The organism is Fibrella aquatica (assembly GCF_041321135.1).
GTDB lineage: Bacteria > Bacteroidota > Bacteroidia > Cytophagales > Spirosomataceae > Fibrella > Fibrella aquatica.
Genome location: NZ_JBGGWF010000002.1, coordinates 309,210 through 332,337, shown reverse-complemented (window position 1 = coordinate 332,337; position 23,128 = coordinate 309,210). Strand labels below are relative to the sequence as shown.

The window sequence follows — 23,128 nt, the reverse complement described above, 5'->3', positions numbered from 1 at the left end:
GTAGCCGGATGGTACGCCAGCGTCAGCAACGTACCTGATTATTATTGAACCGATGAAACGACTTCAACTTTATATACCCCTACTCCTGCTAACCAGTATTTTCGTTCAAAGCTGCAACGTGGCGAAGAAGCTACCGGCGGGCGAGAAACTGTATGTGGGCGCCGATTTTGTGCTGAACACTGATTCAACTGTGAGTAGCGATGAGAAAGGGAGGCTGGAAGAACAGCTTACCGAACTGGTTCGGCCCCGGCCCAACAAGCAACTATTTGGGTTTCCGTATAAAGTGGCTATGTATTACTTCATTGGCGAACCCAAGAAGGAAAACGGATTCAGAGCCAGCCTAAGACGTCGCTTTGGTGAGGCGCCGGTGCTTGCCAGTGCTCGGGGACTGACCGCCAATAGCACGCTGATGGCCAATGTACTCGAGAATCAAGGCTATCTGCGCTCGCAGGTGGGGGGCGAATTTGTCGATGTAAACAGCTACAAGACCAAAGCCCGCTACACCGCTCAGGTACCGCAACGTTACCTGATCGACTCCGTATCGTTTATTGGCGATTCAACCCTGGTGGCGAGGGCCATGTTTAACACATCGCCCCGGTCGGCGCTTAAGCCAGGCGATCCATTTGTGATCGATGTAGTATCGGCTGAAAAACAGCGCATTGCCGATGCGCTGAAGCAGCGCGGTTTCTACTATTTCCTGCCCGATTACGTTGTGATGCTGACAGATACCGCCGTTGGTAATCATAAAGTTAGGTTCTACGTGGCCATAAAACCCGATATGCCGGAAGCCGCCAAGATTCCGTACTACATTCGCAACATCTATATTTTCCCCAACTATACCCTGGCCAATGCCAGTCAGGATACCAACCGGGCCGAAGCCTACCGCCCTCCGGTAACTAACCCGGCCGATACGGGACGGTCGTTACGTCGGTTTTTCATTGTCGATTCAGCCCGCCTGTACAAACCTCAGCTATTTAATGACGTGATAGGACTGCGGCCTGGTCGACGGTATAACAGCCGCGTTCAGGATCTGTCGCTGTCGCGGCTGGTGAATCTGGGTACGTTCAAATATGTCCGCAATCGGTTTGATCCGGTGGGTCGTTTCGGGCGTGACTCGGCGCTTTTCGACGTCAGTTATTTCCTTACGCCACAACCCCGACGATCGATACGGCTTGAACTATCGGGAAACTCACGGTCAAATAATCTGGCGGGTACGCTGTTTACGGTCAGTTGGATAGCCCGCAACTTTCTGGGCCGGGCCGAGCAGCTAGTCGTTAATGCCACGGCCGGTATTGATCTGCAGATTGGTGCTGCCGGGCGCGGGGTGACCAACTTTAGATATGGGGCTGATGCTACCCTGAGTTTTCCGCGCTTGGTGTCTCCCTTCACCATTCGGTATGACCGGCGGCAAGTGTTGCCCAAGACAAACGTATCTGTTGGTTACGAACTTCTCCAGCGCGACTCGTTGTATAATCTAAGCTCTTTCCGGGCTTCGTTCGGGTATGCCTTCCGCACCAGCAATCGAGTTGAGCATTCATTTAATCCGCTGAATATCAACTATGTACACAGTTTTAACTTTGGTCAAAAATTTTATGAGGCCCTAGGTGATACGTTGACTGCAGGCCCATTCTACCGACTTATCGAAGATCAGCTTATTCTCAGCAGTTTGTACTCATTGAACATAACGTCTCCGCCCACCGGTAACCGGAGGTACAGCAATCGATGGACATTAAACATTGAACCTGCCGGTAATCTGGCTGGTCTTTTCGTTAAGAAAAACGAACTCGATTACAAGAATATTATTGGCGTTCCTTTCGCGCAGTTTATTCGTCTCGACCTTGATACAAGGCATTATTTTCAGCTCAACAAATCACTGGTTTGGGCTAATCGCTTCTTTGGGGGTATAGGCGTTCCCTATGGCAATTCGGCTGAGCTTCCTTTTGTGAGACAATACTTTGTGGGTGGGGCTAACAGTGTGCGGGCATTCAGACCCAGAGCTGTTGGGCCGGGTACATTTGCTAATATTGGTAGCCGGGTTCTTTTTCAGGACGGTGGAGGAGATATCAAACTAGAAGCAAACACTGAACTACGGGCCAAATTGGGTTCATTTTTTCAGCTAGCTGCCTTTGTCGACGCCGGTAATGTCTGGTCCTATTCCGACGAATCAACCTATGGGCCAGGTTCGCAATTCAGTAATGACTTCATCAAGCAACTCGCTATTGGCGGGGGTCTAGGCCTTCGGATCGATCTATCTTATTTCTTGATCCGCGCCGATTTAGCGACACCGTTTCAAAAGCCCTATCTGCCCGAAGGAGAGCGTTGGGTGCTGAATCAGATCAATTTCCGCAGCCGCGATTGGCGTCGTGACAACCTGCTGCTCAATATTGCCGTTGGTTACCCCTTCTAATTTGTGGTTATACTTGCAGTTGCATTTTTAGGCAGGAATAATCGCCAATCATGAAAGTTACCGGATTTAGTTTTATACGGAACGCGGAGCAATACGGCTACCCTATTGTTGAAGCGATTCAATCCGTACTCCCCCTTTGCGATGAATTTGTGATCACTGTGGGCAATTCAACAGATAACACCGTTGAGTTAATCGAAGGCATTGGCTCGCCTAAAATTCGCATCATACACACCGTATGGAACGATGATTTGCGAGAAGGTGGTCGGGTACTGGCGCAAGAAACAGATAAAGCACTAGCGGCCGTTTCGGCAGATACAGACTGGGCTTTCTACATTCAGGGGGACGAAGTTCTGCACGAGCAATACCTCGATACGGTTCGACAAGCTATGCTCGACAACCTTAATAATCCCTCCATTGAAGGACTGCTTTTCAAATATTTACACTTCTACGGCTCTTACAGGTACGTTGGTGACTCTCGTAGGTGGTATCGTCGCGAAATCCGGGTAATTCGGCATACAGGAAATGTTGTGTCGTACCGCGATGCGCAGGGATTCAGGAAAAGAGACAATACAAAGCTCCGCGTGAAACTGATCGACGCCTACATTTATCACTACGGCTGGGTGAAACCGCTTGAACAACTTCGGGCTAAATACGGGTATTTTTATCGCTTCTGGCACGGTGAAGAAGGGATGAAGCACGTTACTCAGGTAGCGCAAACTTTCACGTACGAAAGCCATATCGATTCCCTTGCCGAGTTTACAGGTACCCATCCGACTGTTATGGCTAAGCGTGTGAACGCCGCCGATAACTCCTTCTCATTCGATACCAAGCAGCGCCGTTATTCCCCACGGGTACGTATACTGACATTTATTGAAAAGATTACGGGATGGCGTATTGGGGAATACAGAAACTATAAGCTGCTCGACTCGTAAACTATCTTCTGAAAACTTATCAGTAAACGGTTGGTTGGGTTTGTGCATGAGCATACATCCAACTACTTACCTTAAATCGTTACTATGGTTTTTAATCGCCTTAACGTTAGCTACTTACTACCATCGCTATCCCACTGGCGATGATGCGTGGATAGCCGAAGAAGCGTATTGGCTCAGCAAAGACGGCATTATCCGGTCCGAATTTTTCAAGGGCGTTCTGGGGTGGGACAAACAACTGTTTGTCTGTCATAAATTATTGGTGGTAGTCGACGCTTTTTTTATAAAACTGTTTGGCTTTCAACTACCTGCCGTTCAATTCGTCAGCTTTATTTTTTTCTGTATCCTGCTGATTGCGCTTGCCGTTTATATCAATAAACGAGAGGAAAAATCCTGTTCTCCGTACCTTCTGGCTGTTCTGGTTTTAATTTTTTCCAACCGTTATTTAATCAGAATAAGTTTTGAGAATAGACCGGAGGTAATGGTCACCGCCCTGGGATTCTGTTCGTTTCTGTGTTTAACAACTACCAGAAATAAGCTGATTTACGCTGGCTGTGCCGGTTTACTAGCCGGTATGGCGCTACTGGGTCACCTGAACGGAGTCATTTATTTGTTGGCAGGGGTTGGCTTATTGCTCTACCGCCGCGACGTGAAAGCGGCCGTCTTATTTGCGTTGATTGGTGGCTTCACGAGCCTGACTTATTTCATCGATGTGTTGATGGCGACCGACGGCCTGTCTACCTGGCTATATCAGTTCAGGAATGATCCGGCTACGCAAAACGCCTTCGGTTTACTGTCGAAACTGCTGGTTATGGCCACCTACCCAAGGCTATTTTTCTTCACCCCCGAGCATGCTGCTTTGTCTATTCTGTTGATGTATGTAGCCTGGCATCAACGCAAACTGATCAGAAACATACCCGTCGACCTGCGCACTTATTCCCTTCTTCTTTTCGTATCATTCTGGATTATCACGAAGACTCCGTCTGGCCTTTATCTGGCTTTGTTTACCCCTTTCATGCTGCTTCTCCTCTATGAATTATATAGGCAAAGCCCATTTAATACGATTGGTTTAAAACTGACAATGGCTGTATATTTCGTGATCGGCTTGTACGGAACAATCGAAATCATCTACACCAATAACAGCCGCGATTATCTGCCGGTAGCTTACGAAAAACTACGTCCCCAACTCCCTCAAGAAGCAAGAGGCCTGGTTCCGCTAACGTTCTTTTTTAATGAATACGAGCGATATACCCACCTGCTTTGTTACGAAAACTTTTCACTAACCTCCACAAGATCAGCGAACCCTGCTGTCGATATGGCAATTTGGGCCAATAACCGTGAGGTTGATTTTATGGTGATGGACTACGTACATCACCCTGAGCCGTATTATCCTCCGGCGGGTACTCCCCAATTGCCGTTTTATAAGCTCTCATTCTTCAACGGACGCTTCGCCATTTACAGGCATCAGTGAGGCTGTTTCATGGGTGCGTTTGGCTTCGCGCATGTGTGTATTGCTGACGCATATCCCTTCGACCGCAGCACACACTAGCTTCTTCAGCTATTACAACGCAAAAATCCCCGGCCGCATTGAAGACCGGGGATTTTTACCTTTGGTACAGATACCTGTTTTTCAGGTACGTTACCTGTTATTTTCCGTGATTCATAACTGGCACGTTTACGGCCATAGCATCCCACGAAATAGCGAGGCTGTTGTTTGTTGGCGTAATCGTCAGTTTCTCAACCGGGGTTTTGTTAGCCACAACGGGTACTTTCACTTCCAGTACGTTTTTAGCCACGTGCTTGTCGTAATCATACGCGCCCCACTGACCGAGTTGCGAGTTCAGGATTACCGACCACTCTTTCTCGTTTGGAATGGTGACCAGCGTATACGTACCTGCTTTCACCATTTTTCCACCGAACATCACGTCGTTCTTGAACGTAACTTCTGTAGCGGCATCGGCACCGGTACGCCAGGGTTTGCCATATTTTTCGAGCGACTGAGTGCCTTCGGCACCAAACGTTACCCGTCCGCGCTTCGATGGCTGACCATACACCACTTTAATGTTTTTGTCGGGGCTTTCAACGGTGAGGTGAGGACTTTTTGCATTTTGGGCAAATCCGATAGTTGCTGTCATGGCCAGCAAGAGGGCCATTAGTAAAGAAACGGTCTGTTTCATGGTTCGTAATGATTGGTTAATGGTTTACTACCAAAACGTAAACAACATCCATACCAATATGGTTTTTGCCCCCTTCCCCTAACGAATCCTACTTTTTCTTACTTTTACGAAATAGTATGCATGCATACGGTGCAAGGTTTGTTGTTCGTGGTTTGTTGTTTATGGTTGCGCTGCTTCATGGCGTTTCTCGCCTAAAAACCACACACATCAATTGCGTCACAGCCGTTCTTCTGCAGCGCAACTACAAACCTCAAACGACAAAATACAAACCAATACCCATGTATTCCTACTTCAGTAAACGCAACCTGCAGTTTCTGCTTCACGAGGTTTTTCAGGCCGATGACCTGACGAAATACCCTTATTTCTCGGCTCACGACCGGGGTACGTTCGACATGGCGATTGATTCGGCGGTGCAAATTGCCGATACGCTCATGTACCCGTATGTGCGGGAGGTAGACCGTAATCAGCCCGAACTGAAAAACGGGCAGGTGACGGTTCATCCGAAAATAAAAGAATTTATTAAGGCCATGGGCGACGCGGGCTTGATTGGCGCGGGTTTCTCATTCGAGAATGGTGGGCAGCAACTTCCTGAACTCATTAATTCTAGCATTGGCTTCATTCTCATGGCGGCCAACAACGGCATGATGTACACCGGTCTCACGGCGGGTTCAGCCAACCTGATTGCCTCGTTCGGAAACGACGAACTCGTCAGCAAATACGTACCCAACATGCTATCGGGCGAGTGGCAGGGCACCATGGCACTCACCGAACCACAGGCCGGTTCGTCGCTCTCCGATGTGATGACCTCGGCGACACCGCAAGCCGACGGTTCGTACAAAATCAAAGGCCAGAAGGTATTTATCTCGGCGGGTGACCACGACGCGGCCGACAACATCATTCACCTGATGCTGGCCCGCATCGACGGAGCGCCCAAAGGCACCAAAGGCATTTCGCTGTTTGTGGTGCCCAAATTCCGCGACGCTGCTGACGGGACCGGAAAAATAGACAATGACGTGACGTCGACGGGCGTGTACCACAAAATGGGGCAGCGCGGCGTACCGGCCATGCACCTGACCATGGGCGAGCGCGACGATTGTGTGGGTTACCTGGTAGGGCAACCACATCAGGGACTGCCCTATATGTTCCAGATGATGAACGAGGCCCGGATTGGCGTGGGCATGACGGCAGCAGGCATTGCCACAGCAGCCTATCACGCAGCCCTGCAATATGCCCGCGAACGGCCGCAAAGCCGCCGCCTGAATCAGAAAAATGCCCTTGACGCCCCCCAAACCGCCATTATTAATCACCCGGACGTGCGTCGGATGCTGTTGTTCCAGAAAGCCGTGACCGAAGGTTCGCTTGCCTTGCTACTCGAAGCAGCCCGACAGTTCGACATTGCCCACGCGGCAGAAGGTGAAGAGAAAGAGACCGCGCAACTGCTTGTTGAAATTCTGATGCCGATGGCTAAGACCTATCCGTCGGAGATGGGCGTGCAGTCGGTCAGTCAAAGCGTTCAAACGTTTGGTGGCTACGGCTTCACCGAAGATTTTCCGGTCGAACAACTTTACCGCGACATTCGGATTACGCCGATTTATGAAGGCACCACCGGTATTCAGGCGCAGGATCTGCTGGGTCGAAAAATGACGATGAAAGGCGGGAAAGCGGCGTTGCTGTTGATGCAGGAAATCGGCAAAACCATTGCCGACGCGCAGAGCCACGACGAATTGAAACCCTACGCCACGGCGTTAAAAGCGGAGTTGGGCCGTATTCAGGAGGTGATGCAGGCGCTGATGCCCCACGCCGGCAGCGGCGATATAGAACGCTACCTCAGCGACGCCACGCTATTTCTCGAGCAGATGGGTATTGTGGTGGTTGCCTGGCAGTGGCTGAAACAGGGCATTGTGGCCAAACAGGCAATCCTGACCCAAAATCCACAAGGCGATGCACTGACGTTCTACGAAGGAAAGCTACACACGATGAAGTTCTTCTTCCACTACGAGGTTCCCAAAACCCTTGGCCTTGCCGCCCGCCTCAGAGATACGGAAGTACTCACGATCGTCAGCGAGAAGGAGTTGGCTTTGTAAGTCTATTCGTCGATTTGTAGGGGCAGGCCATCGTGCCTGCCCGCTTTCGGGCGCGATAGCGACCGCACAAATTGGGCCGCATTTAGAACCGACAACGAAACATTCTAGGCACAGGCATTTTACACGGCAGACAAATCATTTAATCGGCATATTGCTGACGCGAGGCGGGCAACCACGATGGGTTGCCCCTACACATCGACCAACAGCAACCAATGACCTATTTCTGTACCACCGTCCCGGCGGTGCCAGCCAACGCGGCTCCTGTTTCGTCGGCGTGGCAGATAATGACGCGTTTTACTCCCGCGTTGAGGGCGGTAAACGCGTTGTCGAGTTTAGGAATCATGCCTTTGTAAATGCTGCCAGCGGCTTTATGTTCGGCATAGAGCGCGGGCGTCAGTTGAGAAATGACACTGTCGTCGTCCTCCGGATTCGACAAAACGCCTCTCTTTTCAAAGCAGTATACCAACGTTACTTCGTTATGACCAACCATGTCGACGGCCAATGCCTGGGCCATGGTGTCGGCGTTGGTGTTGAGCAACGTACCCAGTTCAGGATCGAAGGTGAGGGGGGCAAAAACGGGCACTAGCCCCTGACTTATAAAGGCTTGCAAACGTCCTGAATCAACTTCCCGAATGTCGCCTACAAAGCCATAATCGATGGCGGCAACAGGGCGTTTGGTGGCCTTTACCAGACCGGCATCGGCACCGGTCAGGCCAATGGCATTAACGCCAAGCGCCTGCAACTGAGCCACGATCTGTTTATTCACCAGGCCGCCATAGACCATCGTAACCACATCGAGCATGGGGCCGTCGGTGATTCGGCGACCCTCGACCATCGTGGTGACAATACCCAGTTTTTCGGCAATTTGCGTGGCAATTTTCCCTCCACCATGCACCAGCACTTTACTGCCCGACAAGCCTGCAAAAGCGGTCAGAAAGCGGGTTAGCGCGGCAGGGCTATCAATTACATTTCCGCCAATTTTGACTACGGTGATCTGATTCATAGAATCAGTTTAGGGTTTGACGTTTTGTGTTTGTCGTTGCTCTGCTTACTAAAAACAAGGTTAGTAGGTAGCGCAACGACAAACACAAAACGTCAAACCCTAAACTATTTTAAGGTTAACAGTATCTCTTTCAGCACCGCCTGCGCTGACCATTCGCGGTTGGCGGCTTGTTCGATCACCAGCGATTGTGGACTATCGAGCACGGCATCGGCGACTTTCAGGTTGCGGCGAACGGGCAGGCAGTGCATGAATTTACCGTTGTTGGTCAGGTTCATCTTATCCATGGTGACAGCCCACGAAGGGTCACTAGTCAGCATTTGTCCGTAGCTGGTGTACGATGACCAGTTTTTGCCGTAGATAAAATCGGCCCCGGCAAATGCCTCATCCTGATCGTAGATCACGCGGGCGTTACCCACGTACTCAGGAGCCAGTTCATAGCCTTTAGGATGAGTGACCACAAAATCGATCTGTCCGGCTTCGGCGCGGGGGTTCATCCACTCGCAGAACGAATTGGCCACTGCCTGTGGCAACGGTTTAATATGCGGCAACCACGTCAACACGACTTTCGGCCGGGCGGTTTGTTTGGCTTCTTCGATGGTGATGCAATCGGCCAGTGATTGCAGCGGGTGGCGGGTGGCCGATTCGAGGTTAACGATAGGCACCCCAGCGTATTTGGCGAACTGATTCATAACCAATTCTTTATAGTCGGCTTCGCGATCGGTTAATCCGGCAAAAGCACGAACGGCTAATATGTCGCAGTACCGGCCCATCACGGCGGCGGCTTCGCGGACGTGTTCGGCCTTATCGGCATTCATAAACACGCCATCTTCCATCTCCAGGCCCCAGCTATCGGCTCCTACATTGAGCGTCATCACGTTCATGCCGAGGTTACGGGCGGCCTTTTCAGTGCTCAACCGGGTACGTAGGCTGGAGTTAAAAAACAGCAACCCGATGGTTTTATGATGACCGAGTTGTTCGTCGGCAAATGGATTCGCTTTGGCAGCACGGCCAGACTGAATCAGTGCGTCAAGATCCGTGACGTCGGCGAGAGAGATGAAATGGTGCATTTTATACGTATACACACAGAGACACATGCTTACTGTGTGTCTCTGTGTTTAATTAGTTATTGACTAAAGCTTCGCGGTGAATTTCCTGGCTTAGTGCTTCCAGAAACTGATCGGCTTCATCGGTACCCAGAGCCAGCGACGGCAGCAACCGAATTGTGTTTTTACCGGCAACACCTGTAAACTGTTTGTGGCCAAAAAGCAGGTTATGGCGCAGTTGTTCAACCGGAAAATCATATTCAATACCGATCATCAGACCACGACCACGCAACTCTTTGTAGCCACCAATCTGCCGAATACCGTCCATCAGGTATGTGCCCAGTCGATCGGCGTTATCAAGTAGTTCTTCATCGCGCATAATGTCGAGCACAGCGATAGCAGCGGTACAGGCCAGATGGTTACCGCCAAAGGTGGTGCCCAGCAGGCCATAACTGGCTTTAAACTCGGGTGCGATTAGGATGCCGCCAATAGGAAAACCATTGCCCATGCCTTTAGCCATCGAGATAATATCGGCTTTTATTCCGCTAAACTGATGGGAGAAGAATTTTCCGGTGCGGCCGTATCCACACTGTACGCCATCTAGAATTAGCACAGTTCCGGTTTCATCACACCGTTTGCGCAGGGCTAGCAGGAATTCGTCGGTAGCCACCTGAATACCACCCACCCCCTGAATACCTTCCACAATCACCGCACAGGTTGCGGTGGTAATGCCGGCCTCAAGTCCTTCTACGCCGTTGAACGGCAGGAACGTGACGTGGTCGGTCGCATTCACAGGAGCTACAATAGCCGGATTATCTGTGGCGGCTACAGCACCGGCTGTTCGGCCATGAAATGATTTGGTGAAGGCTACAACACCTTTACGGCCGGTATGAAACGAAGCCAGTTTGAGCGCGTTTTCATTGGCTTCGGCCCCCGAATTGCAGAGAAACAACGAATAGTCGGCATGGCCCGACAGGTCACCCAGTTTATTGGCAAGCTCCTGCTGCTGCGGAATATGGACCGAATTTGAGTAGAACGAAATCTTGTGCAACTGATCGGTCAGTGCCTGCACGTAGCGAGGATGCGTATGACCAACAGAAATCACGGCATGGCCGCCATACAGATCCAGGTATTGCGTACCCTGTTCATCCCAGAGGTAACTGCCCTGTGCCCGAACAGGCTCGATATCGTAGAGTGGATAGACGTTGAATAGCTGCGACATACGGACTTTTTTAGTGATAAGTCGGCAAAAATACAGATTTTGAGGGGCTATGCACCTGAAGTATTTTTAGTTTTTGGTGTTGTACCGGTTAATAGCGCCAGGCTAAACAGCCGGAATTTTATCTAGAAAGGATTTCAGCACGTTTAATGAGTTCTCCGGCTCTTCAAGCATCCCCATATGACCTGACTGATCGAGTATTGCAAATTCTGCGTTGGGCACTTTTTTATGCAACTCTTCCGATCGCTCGAACGGAATCGCTTTATCGTAGCGCCCGGCGATAATCAGCACCGGAAAATCTGCACGCTGCAAGAATGCCGACCGGTCGGGCCGGGTCCGTATAGCTTCCAAACCAGCCAGCAGGGCATCGGTTGGCAAGGTGACATGGGCTTCTACGAGGGGATTCACGAGATCGCTTTCCGGATCAGAAAACATGGTGGGAATTGTCTTTTCGACAAACGCCTTACCGCCTTCTGTTTGAAGCAGTTTTTTAGCGTCCTGCCGTTTTTGTCGTTGTTGATCCGAATCCACGTCGGCGAAAGCAGTTGAGTTAAAAAGCACAACACCTTTCACACAATCCGGGTATTTTTCGGCCATCGCCAGGGCTATGTACCCTCCCATCGAGTGACCAATCAATATGTATGATCCCAAACCCGACAAACGGAGTTGCCCCTGCAATGTCTCAGCATAGCCGTCGATACTGGTATGGCTTGTACTGAGCGAATAGTTGGGCCGAACAACTTTGTAGTCGCTCGCCAGTGACGAATAAAGAGAATCCCAGATAACCGGACTTACACCGTGGCCGTGTAGAAAAACAAGAATTGGGTGGTTGTGAATGTTCATGTTTGAGTTGGTTTTAGCTGTGCATGACTATACAACAAAATCGGGCGGTTTCTGCTGGAAAATCCAATCAGAAAACCGCCCGATTAAGGACTTAAACACTTATAACTAGTTGGTTATCAATCGGCTCTCACCGAGGCTCAGATTAACTCTGATTAATAACGCCTAACAGGATAAGCACCAGACCGGCGATCAGACCGATCAGACCAATCGTGGCACCTACGCCATTACCAATCAACAGCAACAGCAGACCAACCAGACCAATAATAGCACCCAGACGAACATAACCGGTTAGGGCATTGGTTTCTTTAGGGGCCATGTGTTTTTTGATCTTCTTGTCAATGCTCTTCAGCATCGAACGCTCCAGAAAGCTGGCTTTCTTTGTTGACGTTACCGCTTGCGTGGCTGCTTTCTGATTTACTTCGGCCAACATTTTCTCTGTCCGCTCAATACGTTTCGTCATGCGGCGATCAGTTGCGTGCGTCGCTTTCAAACTAGCCAGCGCTTCAGACGCTGGTTGAGCAGGAATAACTACGGGCGTTGACACCGTTGCAACGGCAGTTTCTGACGGCGTTACTACAGATACGTTGGCCACAACAGGTGTTGCAGCAACAACTTCTTCATTCACTGCTACTGGCTCAGTGGTCTTCTGTTGCGAGTAGAACCGCTCAGGCTGAGATTTCTGGAACGTAGCTGTAGCAACAGGGCGGCTACAGGCAGAGAGCAGGGCAACACCAGCCAACGCGAGTGATGCAGATTTGATGAGCTGTTTCATGCGTATGTACGAACTTGGCAAAATGATTGATAAAGAAATTACAACTAAATAAGGCCCAAGATAACCAGAACAATACCAACTACCAGCGCAATGAGACCAATGGTAGCGGCAGTACCTGATGTTAACAAGAGAAGAAGAATACCGATCAAACCAATAACAAGACCAGCCGTTAGGGTGCTGCTACGCATCGGTTGCTCAGGCGCCAGGTGCTTCTGGATTTTCTTATCCAGGCTCTTCTGCATCATGCGCTGAACCAGCGTTGACTTCTGAGTTTTCTCAGTGCTTACTGCAGCTTTCTGTGGTGATGTAGCCAGTACTTCCCGAATTTTAGTAATCCGACGCTCCAGCTTGCGAGCATCAGCAGGGCGAGCGTTCGTAGAGGCGTAGGCTTCTGCTTTAGTCAGCGCTTCGTTGATGCTGGCTGTGGCAGCTACTGGTGCCGGAGCCGTTTCAGTAACGGTTTCAGGAGCTACCGGAGCAACGGCAACCGATTCGGTAACGGTGGCTTCCTCTACGGCAACTGGAGTAACCGCTTTCTGAGCTGAATAGAAACGCTCAGCTTTTGAAGGCTGGAATGTAGCAACCGGGCGGCTGCATGAACCCAGGAAAGAGGTAATGGCAAGGGCAAGAAAAACGTGTTTGGTCGACGTATTCATAACGTTCGTGTGTTAAGTGAGAGATAAGCTATCTGCTTCCTAACACAAACCTTGGTGGAATGTTATGAACAAATGACAGAATGGGATGAAGAACAGCCGAAGCAAAGATTTATTTGAAGAGTATGCTGCCTGATAGTCTTCTACCCGATTTGTGCTGGTCACTTTGCAACAAGTCAGGCCATTGCTTCGGCTATTATTTCTGGTTAGGCCGCATTCCGCAGTTCGTGGGCGGCAGTACGGCTAAACTTCTCGGACGCGTATTCGTGGGTGATCACCAGTTCCTTTTTTCCCGCCTGAGAGGGTAACTCGAACATGGCGTCGGTGATGATCGATTCACAGATGGAACGCAGACCTCGAGCCCCTAGGTTAAATGTAAGAGCCTGATCAACAATATAGTTGAGCGCTGATTCATCCCAGGTTACGGTTACATCGTCCATTGCAAACAATTTATCGTATTGTTTAGTAATGGCGTTTTTAGGCTCGGTCAGGATGCGATACAGGGCTCCCCGATCCAGTGCTTCGAGGTGAGTCAGCACGGGTAAACGACCTAATAATTCAGGGATCAGGCCAAACGATTTCAAATCCTGGGCCGACACATAGCGCATCAAATGACTCCGATCTGTGCTGGCGTGCAGGCGGCGTTCGTCAGAAAATCCGATGGGACGGGAGGTTATTCGCTTGGCAATGTGCCGTTCAATACCATCGAAAGCACCGCCGCAAATGAATAAAATATTTTCTGTATTCAGCGAAATCAACCGTTGGTCCGGGTGTTTACGACCACCATGAGGCGGCACATTCACCGATGATCCTTCCAACAGTTTAAGCAGTCCTTGCTGAACTCCTTCGCCGCTTACATCACGAGTGATCGACGGATTGTCTGATTTACGGGCAATTTTGTCAATTTCGTCAATGTAGACGATACCCATTTCGGCCTGATCGACCTTGTAATCGGCGGCCTGCAAGAGTCGGGTCAGCACCGTTTCTACATCTTCGCCCACGTACCCGGCTTCAGTGATGACGGTGGCGTCGGCGATGCAGAAGGGAACATCGAGCATTCTGGCAATAGTCCGCGCCAGGTACGTCTTACCCGTCCCGGTTTCGCCTACCATCAGAATATTCGATTTTTCAATCGTGATATCATCATCGGTTTTAGGTTGCATTAACCGCTTGTAGTGGTTGTACACCGCTACCGAGAGCACCTTTTTGGCTTCATCCTGACCAATTATATACTGGTCAAGAAACCGCTTCATCTCCTGCGGCTTCACCAGATTCAACGTGGGTGGCTCGGCACTTTGGCTTTTCTTGGGGCGCGTTTCCTCAACGACTACGTCAAAACCCTGTTCAATGCAGTGATTACAGATGTGGGCATCGATGCCCGAAAGGAGCAATTGAACTTCATTCTTACGGCGACCGCAAAATGAGCAACTTATTTGTGGCATATCGCGTGGAGGGCGTTACGAATGGTTGACTTTGTATGATAGTATACAACTGAAACGTGTTGTGCGGGCTGCTTGTTGAACCGTTCGTTAAAAACTTAATCCAACAACAGATTTGTTACGTCGGTCCAGTTCATCACCCGTTCAAAGGCGGTCTCGTCGCGGTTATGCAATGCATCGAACAGCAACCCCTTTCCCGCAAATGTGTGCAGGTTATACGGCATATCGTCGATGAGATAGTCGGCACCTAAGATACTTTTGTCGCCCAGGAAAATAATGTTCTTCCAGTGAATGGTTGGGAAATAGTGAGCCAGCCAGTCGTACTTCTCGCGAAATGAGTTCGGGAACTCCATGGCGGCTGTGGCCACAAACACATCGTACTTGTCCTGCAAAGCTACAATGGCCTCCTGCGCACCGGGCATCACATCGATATCGGCAAAAAAACCGGGCGCAAAAATCTGGTCATGAATTGATTTCCGTTCCTCGTCATCCAATAGTTCCTGAAACGATTTTTCATGAAGCTCGGCCAGTTCGTAACGGGGTGCGCCTGAATTCAGATAAAGCTGAACAAGTTTGGCGTGGGTGTTGGCCAGTACATCGTCCTGGTCAATGCAAATGCGTTTTTTCATAAGGAATTTTATGAGTACTCGGATTATGTGGGTACGCGGATTAAAGGGATTAAAAACGATTTTCGCGGATTTTTGGATTTAAGCGGATTCATAGCTTAGCGCAGAGCCAATCCATTTGCATCCAAAAATCCGCGAAAATCCCTTTTAATCCGCGAAATCAGCGTACCCATAAAATTTCGCGTACCATAGTTTTACAAATTAGGCTCATTCCAGCCTTCGAAATAATCGGCTACGCGACGGACGAATTGCCCACCAAGGGCACCGTCGACAACGCGGTGATCGTAGGAGTGACTCAGGAACATCAACTGCCGGATACCGAGTAAGTCACCCTGCGGCGTTTCAATTACAGCGGGTTTTTTCACGATGGCTCCAAACGCCATGATGGCAACCTGGGGCTGCACGATGATGGGCGTTCCCATCAGGTTGCCGAACGTACCTATGTTGGAAATCGTGTAGGTACCACCGGCCAGATCGTCGGCGGTGAGTTTGTTCTCGCGGGCACGGCGTGTTAAGTCGTTCACCTTTTTGGTCAGTCCGACCAGATTGTATTGCGCCGCATCGTGAATAACCGGAACAATCAGGTTACCCGACGGCAGCGCCACCGCCATACCAATATTGATGCTGCGTTTCACCAGGATCCGGTCGCCATCGACCGAGACATTGATCAGCGGAAAATCACGGATTGCCTTCACAATGGCATCGATCAGAATGGGCGTGTAGGTCAGGTTTTCGCCGGTCTGCTTTTTGAACACGTCCTTATTGGCCGTTCGCCACTGTACAATAGCGGTCATATCGGCCTCAACAAACGAGGTTACGTGTGGCGACGTCTGCTTCGACTCAATCATACGCTGCGCAATCATCTTCCGCATCCGGTCCATCTGAATAATGTCAGACGACCCATTGAGGCTGGGGGCCGGGGGCGTAGGGCTTGGGGCTTGGGGCATTGGGCGGCCGGCCGGGGGGGTATCCCTCTGCCCTACGCCCTCGGCCCCCGGCGCTTCAGCCCGTTGAAGCACGTAGGCCAGCATGTCTTTCTTCGTCACCCGGTTTTCAGCGCCACTACCAGGAATAGTGTCGAGTTCGGCGCGGGAGATACCTTCTTCACGGGCGATATTCAACACGAGCGGCGAATAAAACCGACCTTCAAACGCAGGACCGGTAGCCACTACGCCCGCTTTGCTACTCATAGAGCCAATACTGGCTTCCAGCGCAGCGGCTGACTGAACTGCTTCCGCTTCTTCTACATCATTGACCGCAGCGGCATCCACGCCCACCTGCTCCAACGAAGCAAGCGGTGCCGGATCAGCCGCCACAACCGATGTAGCTGCCTCCTGCTCGGTTTCGATACGGGCAATTACCTGCCCAATCGGCACCACATCGCCATCGTTGACAAGCCGTTCCTTAAGAATTCCGGTCGATGAAGCAGGCACTTCCGTATCTACCTTGTCGGTGGCTACTTCCAGCAACGAATCATCTACTTCTACCCGATCACCCACTTGTTTCAGCCAAGTGATGACGGTGCATTCCATTATACTTTCGCCCATTTTGGGCATGACCATGTCGATGAGAGCCATAGTTTGAGTATGTACGATGTACGAATTACGATGTACGATCTGCGTTGCTCTCTTAATCGTATGGTGGACTAGCAACGCAAATCGTACATCGTAATTCGTACATCGTACATCAAATTAGTTGTTCACGAAGAAGATTAAGCAGGTACGTTGTCGTTAGCGTGATGTTCTGCTCCCGATACTGGCCTAGTTTAAGGTGTTTGGTGACGGTTCCTTTATCCGTTGCCACGGCGATCCAGATGGTGCCGACCGGCTTTTCGGGTGTCCCACCGTCCGGGCCTGCAATACCGCTAGTGGCAATACCTACATCAGTGCCGAGCATGACACGCACCCCTTCGGCCATTTCGCTCACGGTTGGTTCGCTCACAGCCCCGAACGTACCCAGCGTTTCAGGATTGACCCCCAGCGCAATGATTTTAACCTCGTTGCTGTAACTCACCACCCCACCGGCAAACACCGCCGACACGCCTGGAACCTTAGTCAGTGTGGCCGCTACCTGCCCGCCCGTACAGCTTTCAGCAACGCCCAACATCAGTTCCTTCTGTTTCAGCAGACGGATAACCACGTTTTCGATCTCGTCGGCATCATAACCATACACGTGCTTTTCAATCAGCGGTAACACGTTGGCCACCTGCTCATTGAGTTCACGGGTAAGCTGCTCGCTATCGGTGCCGGTGGCCGTAAGCCGTAGCTTGACCTGACCAAAGCTCGGTAGGTAAGCCAACCGGATGTGGGGCGGCAGCGCATCTTCCCATGCCTCGATGCGTTCGGCCAGGAATGATTCGCCAATGCCGATCGTGCGAATCATTTTATGCTGAATGACCGGCATCTCAAACCGTTCTTTCAGCCGGGGCAACATCCGATAGGTCATCAGGCTTTTCATCTCGAACGGTACGCCCGGTAACGAGATAAAAACCGTATTGTCCTGATCGAACCACATACCGGGGGCTGTTCCCCAGTCGTTCTGAATATAGACGGCATTTTCGGGTAAATCGGCCTGCATACGGTTCATGTCCGTCATTTCGCGACCGCGCTTTTCAAAGAAACTGGTTACCAGATCTAGGGCTGTCTGGTTACGAACCAAGCCCACATCAAAGAACTGGCAGAGCGTTTTTTTGGTGATATCGTCTTTGGTTGGCCCTAATCCACCGGTGATAATGACCACATCGACGCGGGCAGCGGCTTCAGTCAAAGCAGCCAGAATAACGTCGGCTTCGTCACCGACCGACGTTTTGCGAACGGTACGTATGCCAATGTTGGTTAGTTCTGTACTGATCCACTGGGTATTGGTATCGATAATCTGGCCGAATAAAATTTCGTCGCCAATAGTAATCACTTCGGCCCGGATAGTAGTTGGCATAAAGAATGTGTTAATCAACTATGAATGGTGGGCTCAGAATGCGGCACAGTGAACTGACTGGCTGCCTGAGTTAAACTGAAAATATTATTTTTACCGCTTTACTTTACTCGTTTCCTATTGTCAAAAGTACGTAAAACAACCTATTGAGATGAAACCAATTCGTGCATGGGCCCTGGGCCTTTCGCTCTTACTCGCCGGGACCATTCAGGCTCAGGACACTACGAGCAAACCCGCTCAACCCCGTTCAAACAGCCCGTTTGGTAAATTGGGCGGTTTTCTGGAAAAGGTTGTTCAGCCGTCTGCCACTGGCAACTCGCTTTCTTCGAATGAGATTGCCAACGGACTGAAAGAAGCCCTTCGGGTCGGTATCGACAAAGGAGCCACACAGGCATCGGCCCTCGACGGATACAATAAAAACACGCTGATCCGGATTCTGTTCCCCCCCGAGGCGCAACGAGTCGAATCGAGATTGCGGCAAATTGGTTTAGGCAAGCAGGTAGACCAGTTTGTGCTGGCCCTCAACCGTTCGGCCGAAGATGCAGCGAAGAAGGCAAAGCCGGTATTTTTCAAGGCCATTACCCAAATGTCTATTCAGGATGCGCTTGGTATTCTGCGGGGCGGTCAGGATGCGGCTACTCAATACCTGCGCCGCACAACGGGTCAGCAACTGGTAACTGAGTTCACGCCGATTATTGACAGCACACTGAAGAAGAACAACGCCACCCGCTACTACACATCGTTGGCGTCGACCTACAACCGGTTGCCGCTCGTGAAACCGGTCAACGCCGACCTGACTCAGTACGCCACCAACAAAGCCGTTGATGGTCTGTTTATTCTGGTTGCTCAGGAAGAAAAACGCATTCGCGAAGATCCCGTCGCCCGGGTAACTGATATTTTGAAGCGCGTGTTCGGCAGCTGATTACCACGCCGCTCGACTAGCAAAAAGGGAGTACGAAGGCTAACAGGTTTATTTCCTGTTGCTTTTGTACCCCCTTTTTTTATACTATCTTCTTACAAATTAATGAACATAAATTAATTTTTTGATTTGAGTCTAAATAAAAGAATTTCTTCGGATCTAATTCATGTAAATAGCCATTTTTTAGAAGCGAAAGCTTCAGGATTTCTTTGATAAAATGAACGCGGCCTGATCGCCTTGACCCATTTTATTCAGTTGCTTTGCTTTTCGATTGTTTATGAACCGTTCCTTTTTCTTCTCAAAATAACTTCTTGATCCTGGTTGCACTTCATACATGGAGTAACCTGCTTTGTATTTTTCGCTGACAGAAAACTGAAAATCTTCTGAGTCATCAACTATATCTTCTAACACCAGATTAGCCTCTTCCGCTAGCAAACGAATACTCTCCCGAGAGTGAATAAATAAATGACGGGGGGCATCTAACTGAACCCAATGTTCTTTATAATGCTGCCATGCAAACGAGCTCACGGTCGGAATTCTGATTACGCAATGCCCTGTTGGTTTCAGTAGCTTTTCAATGGCTTTTAGATTGTCGAGTGGATCAGGAACATGCTCAAAAGCATGATTGTAGATGATTAGGTCCCATTGTCCACGAACCTCGTCAATATACTTTTTCTCAACGCGGTAACCATTCGGGTATGTTATTGGGTCGACAAATGGATCAACGCCCATAACCTGTTTCATACCGAAACTATATAACGGGTACAAATATCGGCCAAAGCCACAGCCCACATCTAAAATAGACGAATCTATAGTCAAATTAAATCGGGACAGATGTTCATATTTTGAGGCTGGAACGACGGCAGCAATCATGCGATTGAATAGTGATTTATCAATCGTAACCGATTTATAGCGAGCCTTTTTAAAAAAACCGCCGATTCCTTTGTAAAGGCCATCATTAGGTGGAATGTATCCGCTATATCCCTCGGGATAATAGTTACTTAAATCTGCCGGAACAGTAGCTATTTGAAGACATTTGCACTTTGCGCATTGAAAGTAGTCGAATTCTTCCCGCGTCCCGTACATCATTTCTTTGAAACGATAGAGTGAATTCTCCTGCGAGTTACCGCATATCCGGCAGGTCATATTGTTCATGCAGGCAAATCTACAGCATGCCGGGGATTTCAGCCATCCCATTTTCTGGCACCAACTAAATTTCCATGGGTTACTCTTCGCTGCCCAGCTCTAAATCAAGGTTTAGACGACTAAAAAGCTGACCAAAATCAGTAGTGTACCTAATTCAGCTACTTTTGCTTTGCGCTTTGCCCTGCGTTTTTGCAGTTACTTATGACAACTCTTCAATCTATCTTTACCAACGCTGCCACCGACGCTGAACGGCAGTGGCTCGACGCTAAACTGACATTGCCAACCCCGGCTAAACTCGCGGCCTTTGTTGCGGTCCCCCGTTTTGTGAGCCGCCGTAATGTGCCTGACAAACCCGAATGGAGCATGGATCAGCTGGCGCGGGTGCTGCTGCTCACCTCCCTCCCGCCCGAACCGGAAACGGCCTTCGTCAACGCCATTCAAACACTCTTCGATACAGCTGAACTACATGAGTTTGTGGCGCTTTACTCAGCCCTACCCTACCTGATGTACCCCGAACGCTGGCTGTTTCAGGCCACTGAAGCAGTACGCTCAAACATGGGTCCTGTATTCGATGCCATTGCATTTGGTAATACCTACCCCGCCGAATATTTCTCTGAAGCGGCCTGGAATCAGTTGGTGCTCAAGTGCATTTTCAACGACAAACCCATCACCCGCATCACGGGCCTACAGCAGCGAGCCAACCAAACACTGGCCAACGATCTGTCGAACTTCGCCCACGAACGCTGGGCCGCCGGACGAACCGTCCCCGCCGAAGTATGGCAGTTAATTCCTCAGTTCATGAACGAAACGCTGCTTGCCGACGTAAAAAAATTACTGCATTCTCCCGATGAGCGCGACCGCAACGCCGCCAAACAGGTATGCCAGCAAACAGACTACGAACCAGCAAAACAATTGACAGATAACAATTATCAGTAAACAGTTATCAGTTGCTTCGCTAAGGAACATTCCAGGGCAACGTTGATAACTGGTCACCGACAACTGTTTACCGATAACTGTTAACTGATAACTGACATATGAACCCATCACACGCAGAAGACGAAGAGGTTTCGTCGACGCCAAATCCGGTAGCCGAAACACCCTTCGATTACCCGGCTTATATTCAGGGAATGCGTTTTTTCGATCCGCATATCCACATGACCTCACGCACAACCGACGATTATCAGGCTATGGCCGATGCGGGTATCGTGGCGTTGATTGAACCGGCTTTCTGGCTGGGTCAACCCCGCACCGGATTGGCTACGTTCAAAGATTATTACAGTAGTCTCATTGGTTGGGAGCGTTTCCGATCGTCGCAGTTTGGTATCAAACACTATTGCACTATCGGCCTCAACTCGCGGGAAGCTAACAACGTACCTCTGGCCGAGGAGGTGATGGAATTGCTACCCCTTTTTGTGTTTAAAGAAGGAGTGGTTGGCATCGGCGAAATTGGATTCGATGATCAGACACCGGCCGAAGATCGTTTTTACCGGGCGCAACTGGAATTGGCGAAAGAAAGCGGACTGCCGGTGCAGATTCATACGCCCCACCGCAACAAAAAAGAAGGCACCGAGCGAAGCATGGCTATTGCCCTCGAACACGGCCTTGACCCAGGCATGATCATCGTTGACCACAACAATGAAGAAACCGTGAAATCGGTGCTCGATAAAGGTTTTTGGGCAGCGTTTACCATTTATCCGTTCACCAAAATGGGTAACGAACGCATGGTCGAGGTAGTGCGTCAGTACGGACCCGAACGCATTATGGTCAATTCAGCCGCCGATTGGGGCATCAGCGACCCATTAGCTGTGCCCAAAACGGCGGCACTCATGGTTATGCGTGGTATTCCGCTCGAGCACATCCGGCAGGTGACCTATCAAAACGCCATCGATGCCTTTGCCCAAAGCGGTCAGCTTAATACCGCCGATTTTGCCGACGGACTGGCCATTGATCAAAGTCAGAAATTCAATGGAAACACCATTCTGCGTGGCGGCCAACAACCAAGACCCGACAAAAACTCGGTGCTCATTAACTAGAGGGGTGCGTCTTTTTTTATGTTAAAATCCTTCTTACAGTTAATGCGGCCGGCTAATCTTGTGACGGCCGTGGCCGATGTGCTGGCTGGTTTGTCACTGGCAGCTCTGGCGGGAGGAATCTCCCCCCTATCGACTGGCCAACCGGTCTGGCTGCTGCTGGTATCAACCATCGGACTCTACGGCGGCGGGGTGGTACTTAATGATGTGTTCGACGCCGACCTCGACGCTGTTGAACGGCCCGAGCGAGCCATTCCGAGTGGCCGCGTTACGCTGGGGCAAGCCTCTGCTTTAGGCGTTGGGCTGCTGGCATTGGGTATTGGGCTCGCTTTTTTATATAGCCCCGCCTCAGGCGCACTAGCCGCGCTTATTGCTGGCCTGGCCGTTTTTTACGATCGGTTTGGCAAACATATGTCGTGGTTTGGCCCCATCAACATGGGGTTGTGCCGGGGTGCAAATCTACTTTTGGGCGTTGGTGCCGCCGGAACGCTGGCCGTTCATTCGCTATGGTGGCTGGCAGTAGTACCTGTTGTTTATATCGCCGCTATCACCATGATTAGTCGCGACGAAGTACACGGAGGCAAACGAACAACGCTCTATGCCGCCGCCGCGTTGTATCTAATGGTCAGTATGGTTCAATTAGTGATGGCTAACCAGGCTAATACCTTGCTGCTTACCGGTAGCTTTGTGGTATTGCACCTCTTCCTTATTGGTCGGCCACTCATGAAAGCCATGCAAGATCCGATCGGCCCCAATATCGGCGGCGCGGTAAAAGCGGGCGTTTTATCCCTGATCGTGATGGATGCGGCCTGGGTCAGCGTATCAGGCAACTGGCCATTAGCCCTGGGTACGTTGCTACTGTTGCCCCTATCTATCTGGCTGGCCAAAGCCTTCGCAGTGACGTGAA

Annotated in this window: 20 protein-coding genes; 8 read left to right on the top strand and 12 right to left on the bottom strand. The window is 50.3% G+C overall.

The genetic code is table 11. The features are described 5' to 3' along the window. Positions 1 to 52: 52 nt before the first annotated feature. From tamL to ACAW87_RS05310, 3 genes are all read left to right on the top strand, one after another. Positions 53 to 2,407 (top strand): translocation and assembly module lipoprotein TamL, encoded by a 2,355-nt coding sequence (tamL, locus tag ACAW87_RS05320; RefSeq protein ID WP_370722120.1) that lies wholly within the window; start codon positions 53 to 55, stop codon positions 2,405 to 2,407. A gap of 50 nt (positions 2,408 to 2,457) precedes the next feature. After that, positions 2,458 to 3,339 (top strand): glycosyltransferase family protein, encoded by an 882-nt coding sequence (locus tag ACAW87_RS05315; RefSeq protein ID WP_370722119.1) that lies wholly within the window; start codon positions 2,458 to 2,460, stop codon positions 3,337 to 3,339. 478 nt (positions 3,340 to 3,817) lie between these two features. Then, positions 3,818 to 4,807, top strand: a complete 990-nt coding sequence (locus ACAW87_RS05310) for a hypothetical protein (protein WP_370722118.1) — start codon at positions 3,818 to 3,820, stop codon at positions 4,805 to 4,807. A gap of 175 nt (positions 4,808 to 4,982) precedes the next feature. On the opposite strand, the gene ACAW87_RS05305 is transcribed toward ACAW87_RS05310, so the two are convergent. Continuing rightward, a complete protein-coding gene (locus ACAW87_RS05305) occupies positions 4,983 to 5,513 on the bottom strand; it encodes a DUF2911 domain-containing protein (protein ID WP_370722117.1) in 531 nt (176 codons plus the stop codon). A gap of 278 nt (positions 5,514 to 5,791) precedes the next feature. Between ACAW87_RS05305 and ACAW87_RS05300 the strand changes: the two genes are divergently transcribed. Continuing rightward, positions 5,792 to 7,597 (top strand): acyl-CoA dehydrogenase, encoded by a 1,806-nt coding sequence (locus tag ACAW87_RS05300; protein ID WP_370722116.1) that lies wholly within the window; start codon positions 5,792 to 5,794, stop codon positions 7,595 to 7,597. A 217-nt stretch (positions 7,598 to 7,814) separates the two neighbouring features. Here the strand turns inward: ACAW87_RS05300 and argB are convergent, their stop codons facing one another. From argB to ACAW87_RS05250, 10 genes are all read right to left on the bottom strand, one after another. Further along, entirely contained in the window at positions 7,815 to 8,600 is a 786-nt protein-coding gene (argB, locus tag ACAW87_RS05295; RefSeq protein ID WP_370722115.1) for an acetylglutamate kinase, read from the bottom strand. A gap of 104 nt (positions 8,601 to 8,704) precedes the next feature. Beyond that, a complete protein-coding gene (locus tag ACAW87_RS05290) occupies positions 8,705 to 9,667 on the bottom strand; it encodes an N-acetylornithine carbamoyltransferase (protein ID WP_370722114.1) in 963 nt (320 codons plus the stop codon). A gap of 52 nt (positions 9,668 to 9,719) precedes the next feature. Next, positions 9,720 to 10,865 carry an aspartate aminotransferase family protein gene (locus ACAW87_RS05285; protein WP_370722113.1) on the bottom strand — a complete coding sequence of 382 codons (1,146 nt, stop codon included), beginning with the start codon at positions 10,863 to 10,865 and terminating at the stop codon, positions 9,720 to 9,722. Between the two features lie 102 nt (positions 10,866 to 10,967). Then, positions 10,968 to 11,705: an alpha/beta fold hydrolase gene (locus tag ACAW87_RS05280; RefSeq protein ID WP_370722112.1), complete on the bottom strand. Its 738-nt coding sequence runs from the start codon at positions 11,703 to 11,705 to the stop codon at positions 10,968 to 10,970. Between the two features lie 142 nt (positions 11,706 to 11,847). Next, complete coding sequence (locus ACAW87_RS05275; protein WP_370722111.1) at positions 11,848 to 12,477, bottom strand: hypothetical protein; 630 nt, start codon at positions 12,475 to 12,477, stop codon at positions 11,848 to 11,850. Positions 12,478 to 12,521: 44 nt separating this feature from the next. Continuing rightward, complete coding sequence (locus tag ACAW87_RS05270; protein ID WP_370722110.1) at positions 12,522 to 13,133, bottom strand: hypothetical protein; 612 nt, start codon at positions 13,131 to 13,133, stop codon at positions 12,522 to 12,524. 203 nt (positions 13,134 to 13,336) lie between these two features. After that, positions 13,337 to 14,572 carry an ATP-dependent Clp protease ATP-binding subunit ClpX gene (clpX, locus tag ACAW87_RS05265; RefSeq protein ID WP_370722109.1) on the bottom strand — a complete coding sequence of 412 codons (1,236 nt, stop codon included), beginning with the start codon at positions 14,570 to 14,572 and terminating at the stop codon, positions 13,337 to 13,339. A gap of 95 nt (positions 14,573 to 14,667) precedes the next feature. Next, positions 14,668 to 15,198, bottom strand: coding sequence for a 5' nucleotidase, NT5C type (locus tag ACAW87_RS05260; protein ID WP_370722108.1), 531 nt, complete (start codon positions 15,196 to 15,198; stop codon positions 14,668 to 14,670). A gap of 191 nt (positions 15,199 to 15,389) precedes the next feature. Then, the gene (locus ACAW87_RS05255) at positions 15,390 to 16,772 is read right to left on the bottom strand and encodes a dihydrolipoamide acetyltransferase family protein (protein ID WP_370722107.1); all 1,383 of its coding nucleotides are present in this window, start codon (positions 16,770 to 16,772) and stop codon (positions 15,390 to 15,392) included. 109 nt (positions 16,773 to 16,881) lie between these two features. After that, positions 16,882 to 18,129 carry a competence/damage-inducible protein A gene (locus ACAW87_RS05250; RefSeq protein WP_370722106.1) on the bottom strand — a complete coding sequence of 416 codons (1,248 nt, stop codon included), beginning with the start codon at positions 18,127 to 18,129 and terminating at the stop codon, positions 16,882 to 16,884. 148 nt (positions 18,130 to 18,277) lie between these two features. Here ACAW87_RS05250 and ACAW87_RS05245 point away from each other — a divergent pair, with 148 nt between their 5' ends. Beyond that, complete coding sequence (locus tag ACAW87_RS05245) at positions 18,278 to 19,048, top strand: DUF4197 domain-containing protein (RefSeq protein ID WP_370722105.1); 771 nt, start codon at positions 18,278 to 18,280, stop codon at positions 19,046 to 19,048. Positions 19,049 to 19,243: 195 nt separating this feature from the next. Here ACAW87_RS05245 and ACAW87_RS05240 read toward each other — a convergent pair whose 3' ends face one another. Then, entirely contained in the window at positions 19,244 to 20,200 is a 957-nt protein-coding gene (locus tag ACAW87_RS05240) for a class I SAM-dependent methyltransferase (protein WP_370722104.1), read from the bottom strand. Between the two features lie 192 nt (positions 20,201 to 20,392). Here ACAW87_RS05240 and ACAW87_RS05235 point away from each other — a divergent pair, with 192 nt between their 5' ends. The 3 genes from ACAW87_RS05235 (at position 20,393) to eboC (ending at position 23,127) form a co-directional block, all read left to right on the top strand. Next, positions 20,393 to 21,127: an EboA domain-containing protein gene (locus ACAW87_RS05235; protein WP_370722103.1), complete on the top strand. Its 735-nt coding sequence runs from the start codon at positions 20,393 to 20,395 to the stop codon at positions 21,125 to 21,127. Positions 21,128 to 21,225: 98 nt separating this feature from the next. After that, positions 21,226 to 22,224: a TatD family hydrolase gene (locus ACAW87_RS05230; protein ID WP_370722102.1), complete on the top strand. Its 999-nt coding sequence runs from the start codon at positions 21,226 to 21,228 to the stop codon at positions 22,222 to 22,224. A gap of 18 nt (positions 22,225 to 22,242) precedes the next feature. Further along, positions 22,243 to 23,127: a UbiA-like protein EboC gene (eboC, locus tag ACAW87_RS05225; RefSeq protein ID WP_370722101.1), complete on the top strand. Its 885-nt coding sequence runs from the start codon at positions 22,243 to 22,245 to the stop codon at positions 23,125 to 23,127. Position 23,128: the final 1 nt, after the last annotated feature.

Coding starts and splice junctions, on each gene's coding strand:
- tamL (WP_370722120.1), top strand. CDS start 53: ATGAAACGACTTCAACTTTATATACCCCTACTCCTGCTAACCAGTATT.
- ACAW87_RS05315 (WP_370722119.1), top strand. CDS start 2,458: ATGAAAGTTACCGGATTTAGTTTTATACGGAACGCGGAGCAATACGGC.
- ACAW87_RS05310 (WP_370722118.1), top strand. CDS start 3,818: ATGGTCACCGCCCTGGGATTCTGTTCGTTTCTGTGTTTAACAACTACC.
- ACAW87_RS05305 (WP_370722117.1), bottom strand. CDS start 5,513: ATGAAACAGACCGTTTCTTTACTAATGGCCCTCTTGCTGGCCATGACA.
- ACAW87_RS05300 (WP_370722116.1), top strand. CDS start 5,792: ATGTATTCCTACTTCAGTAAACGCAACCTGCAGTTTCTGCTTCACGAG.
- argB (WP_370722115.1), bottom strand. CDS start 8,600: ATGAATCAGATCACCGTAGTCAAAATTGGCGGAAATGTAATTGATAGC.
- ACAW87_RS05290 (WP_370722114.1), bottom strand. CDS start 9,667: ATGCACCATTTCATCTCTCTCGCCGACGTCACGGATCTTGACGCACTG.
- ACAW87_RS05285 (WP_370722113.1), bottom strand. CDS start 10,865: ATGTCGCAGCTATTCAACGTCTATCCACTCTACGATATCGAGCCTGTT.
- ACAW87_RS05280 (WP_370722112.1), bottom strand. CDS start 11,705: ATGAACATTCACAACCACCCAATTCTTGTTTTTCTACACGGCCACGGT.
- ACAW87_RS05275 (WP_370722111.1), bottom strand. CDS start 12,477: ATGAAACAGCTCATCAAATCTGCATCACTCGCGTTGGCTGGTGTTGCC.
- ACAW87_RS05270 (WP_370722110.1), bottom strand. CDS start 13,133: ATGAATACGTCGACCAAACACGTTTTTCTTGCCCTTGCCATTACCTCT.
- clpX (WP_370722109.1), bottom strand. CDS start 14,572: ATGCCACAAATAAGTTGCTCATTTTGCGGTCGCCGTAAGAATGAAGTT.
- ACAW87_RS05260 (WP_370722108.1), bottom strand. CDS start 15,198: ATGAAAAAACGCATTTGCATTGACCAGGACGATGTACTGGCCAACACC.
- ACAW87_RS05255 (WP_370722107.1), bottom strand. CDS start 16,772: ATGGCTCTCATCGACATGGTCATGCCCAAAATGGGCGAAAGTATAATG.
- ACAW87_RS05250 (WP_370722106.1), bottom strand. CDS start 18,129: ATGCCAACTACTATCCGGGCCGAAGTGATTACTATTGGCGACGAAATT.
- ACAW87_RS05245 (WP_370722105.1), top strand. CDS start 18,278: ATGAAACCAATTCGTGCATGGGCCCTGGGCCTTTCGCTCTTACTCGCC.
- ACAW87_RS05240 (WP_370722104.1), bottom strand. CDS start 20,200: ATGAACAATATGACCTGCCGGATATGCGGTAACTCGCAGGAGAATTCA.
- ACAW87_RS05235 (WP_370722103.1), top strand. CDS start 20,393: ATGACAACTCTTCAATCTATCTTTACCAACGCTGCCACCGACGCTGAA.
- ACAW87_RS05230 (WP_370722102.1), top strand. CDS start 21,226: ATGAACCCATCACACGCAGAAGACGAAGAGGTTTCGTCGACGCCAAAT.
- eboC (WP_370722101.1), top strand. CDS start 22,243: ATGTTAAAATCCTTCTTACAGTTAATGCGGCCGGCTAATCTTGTGACG.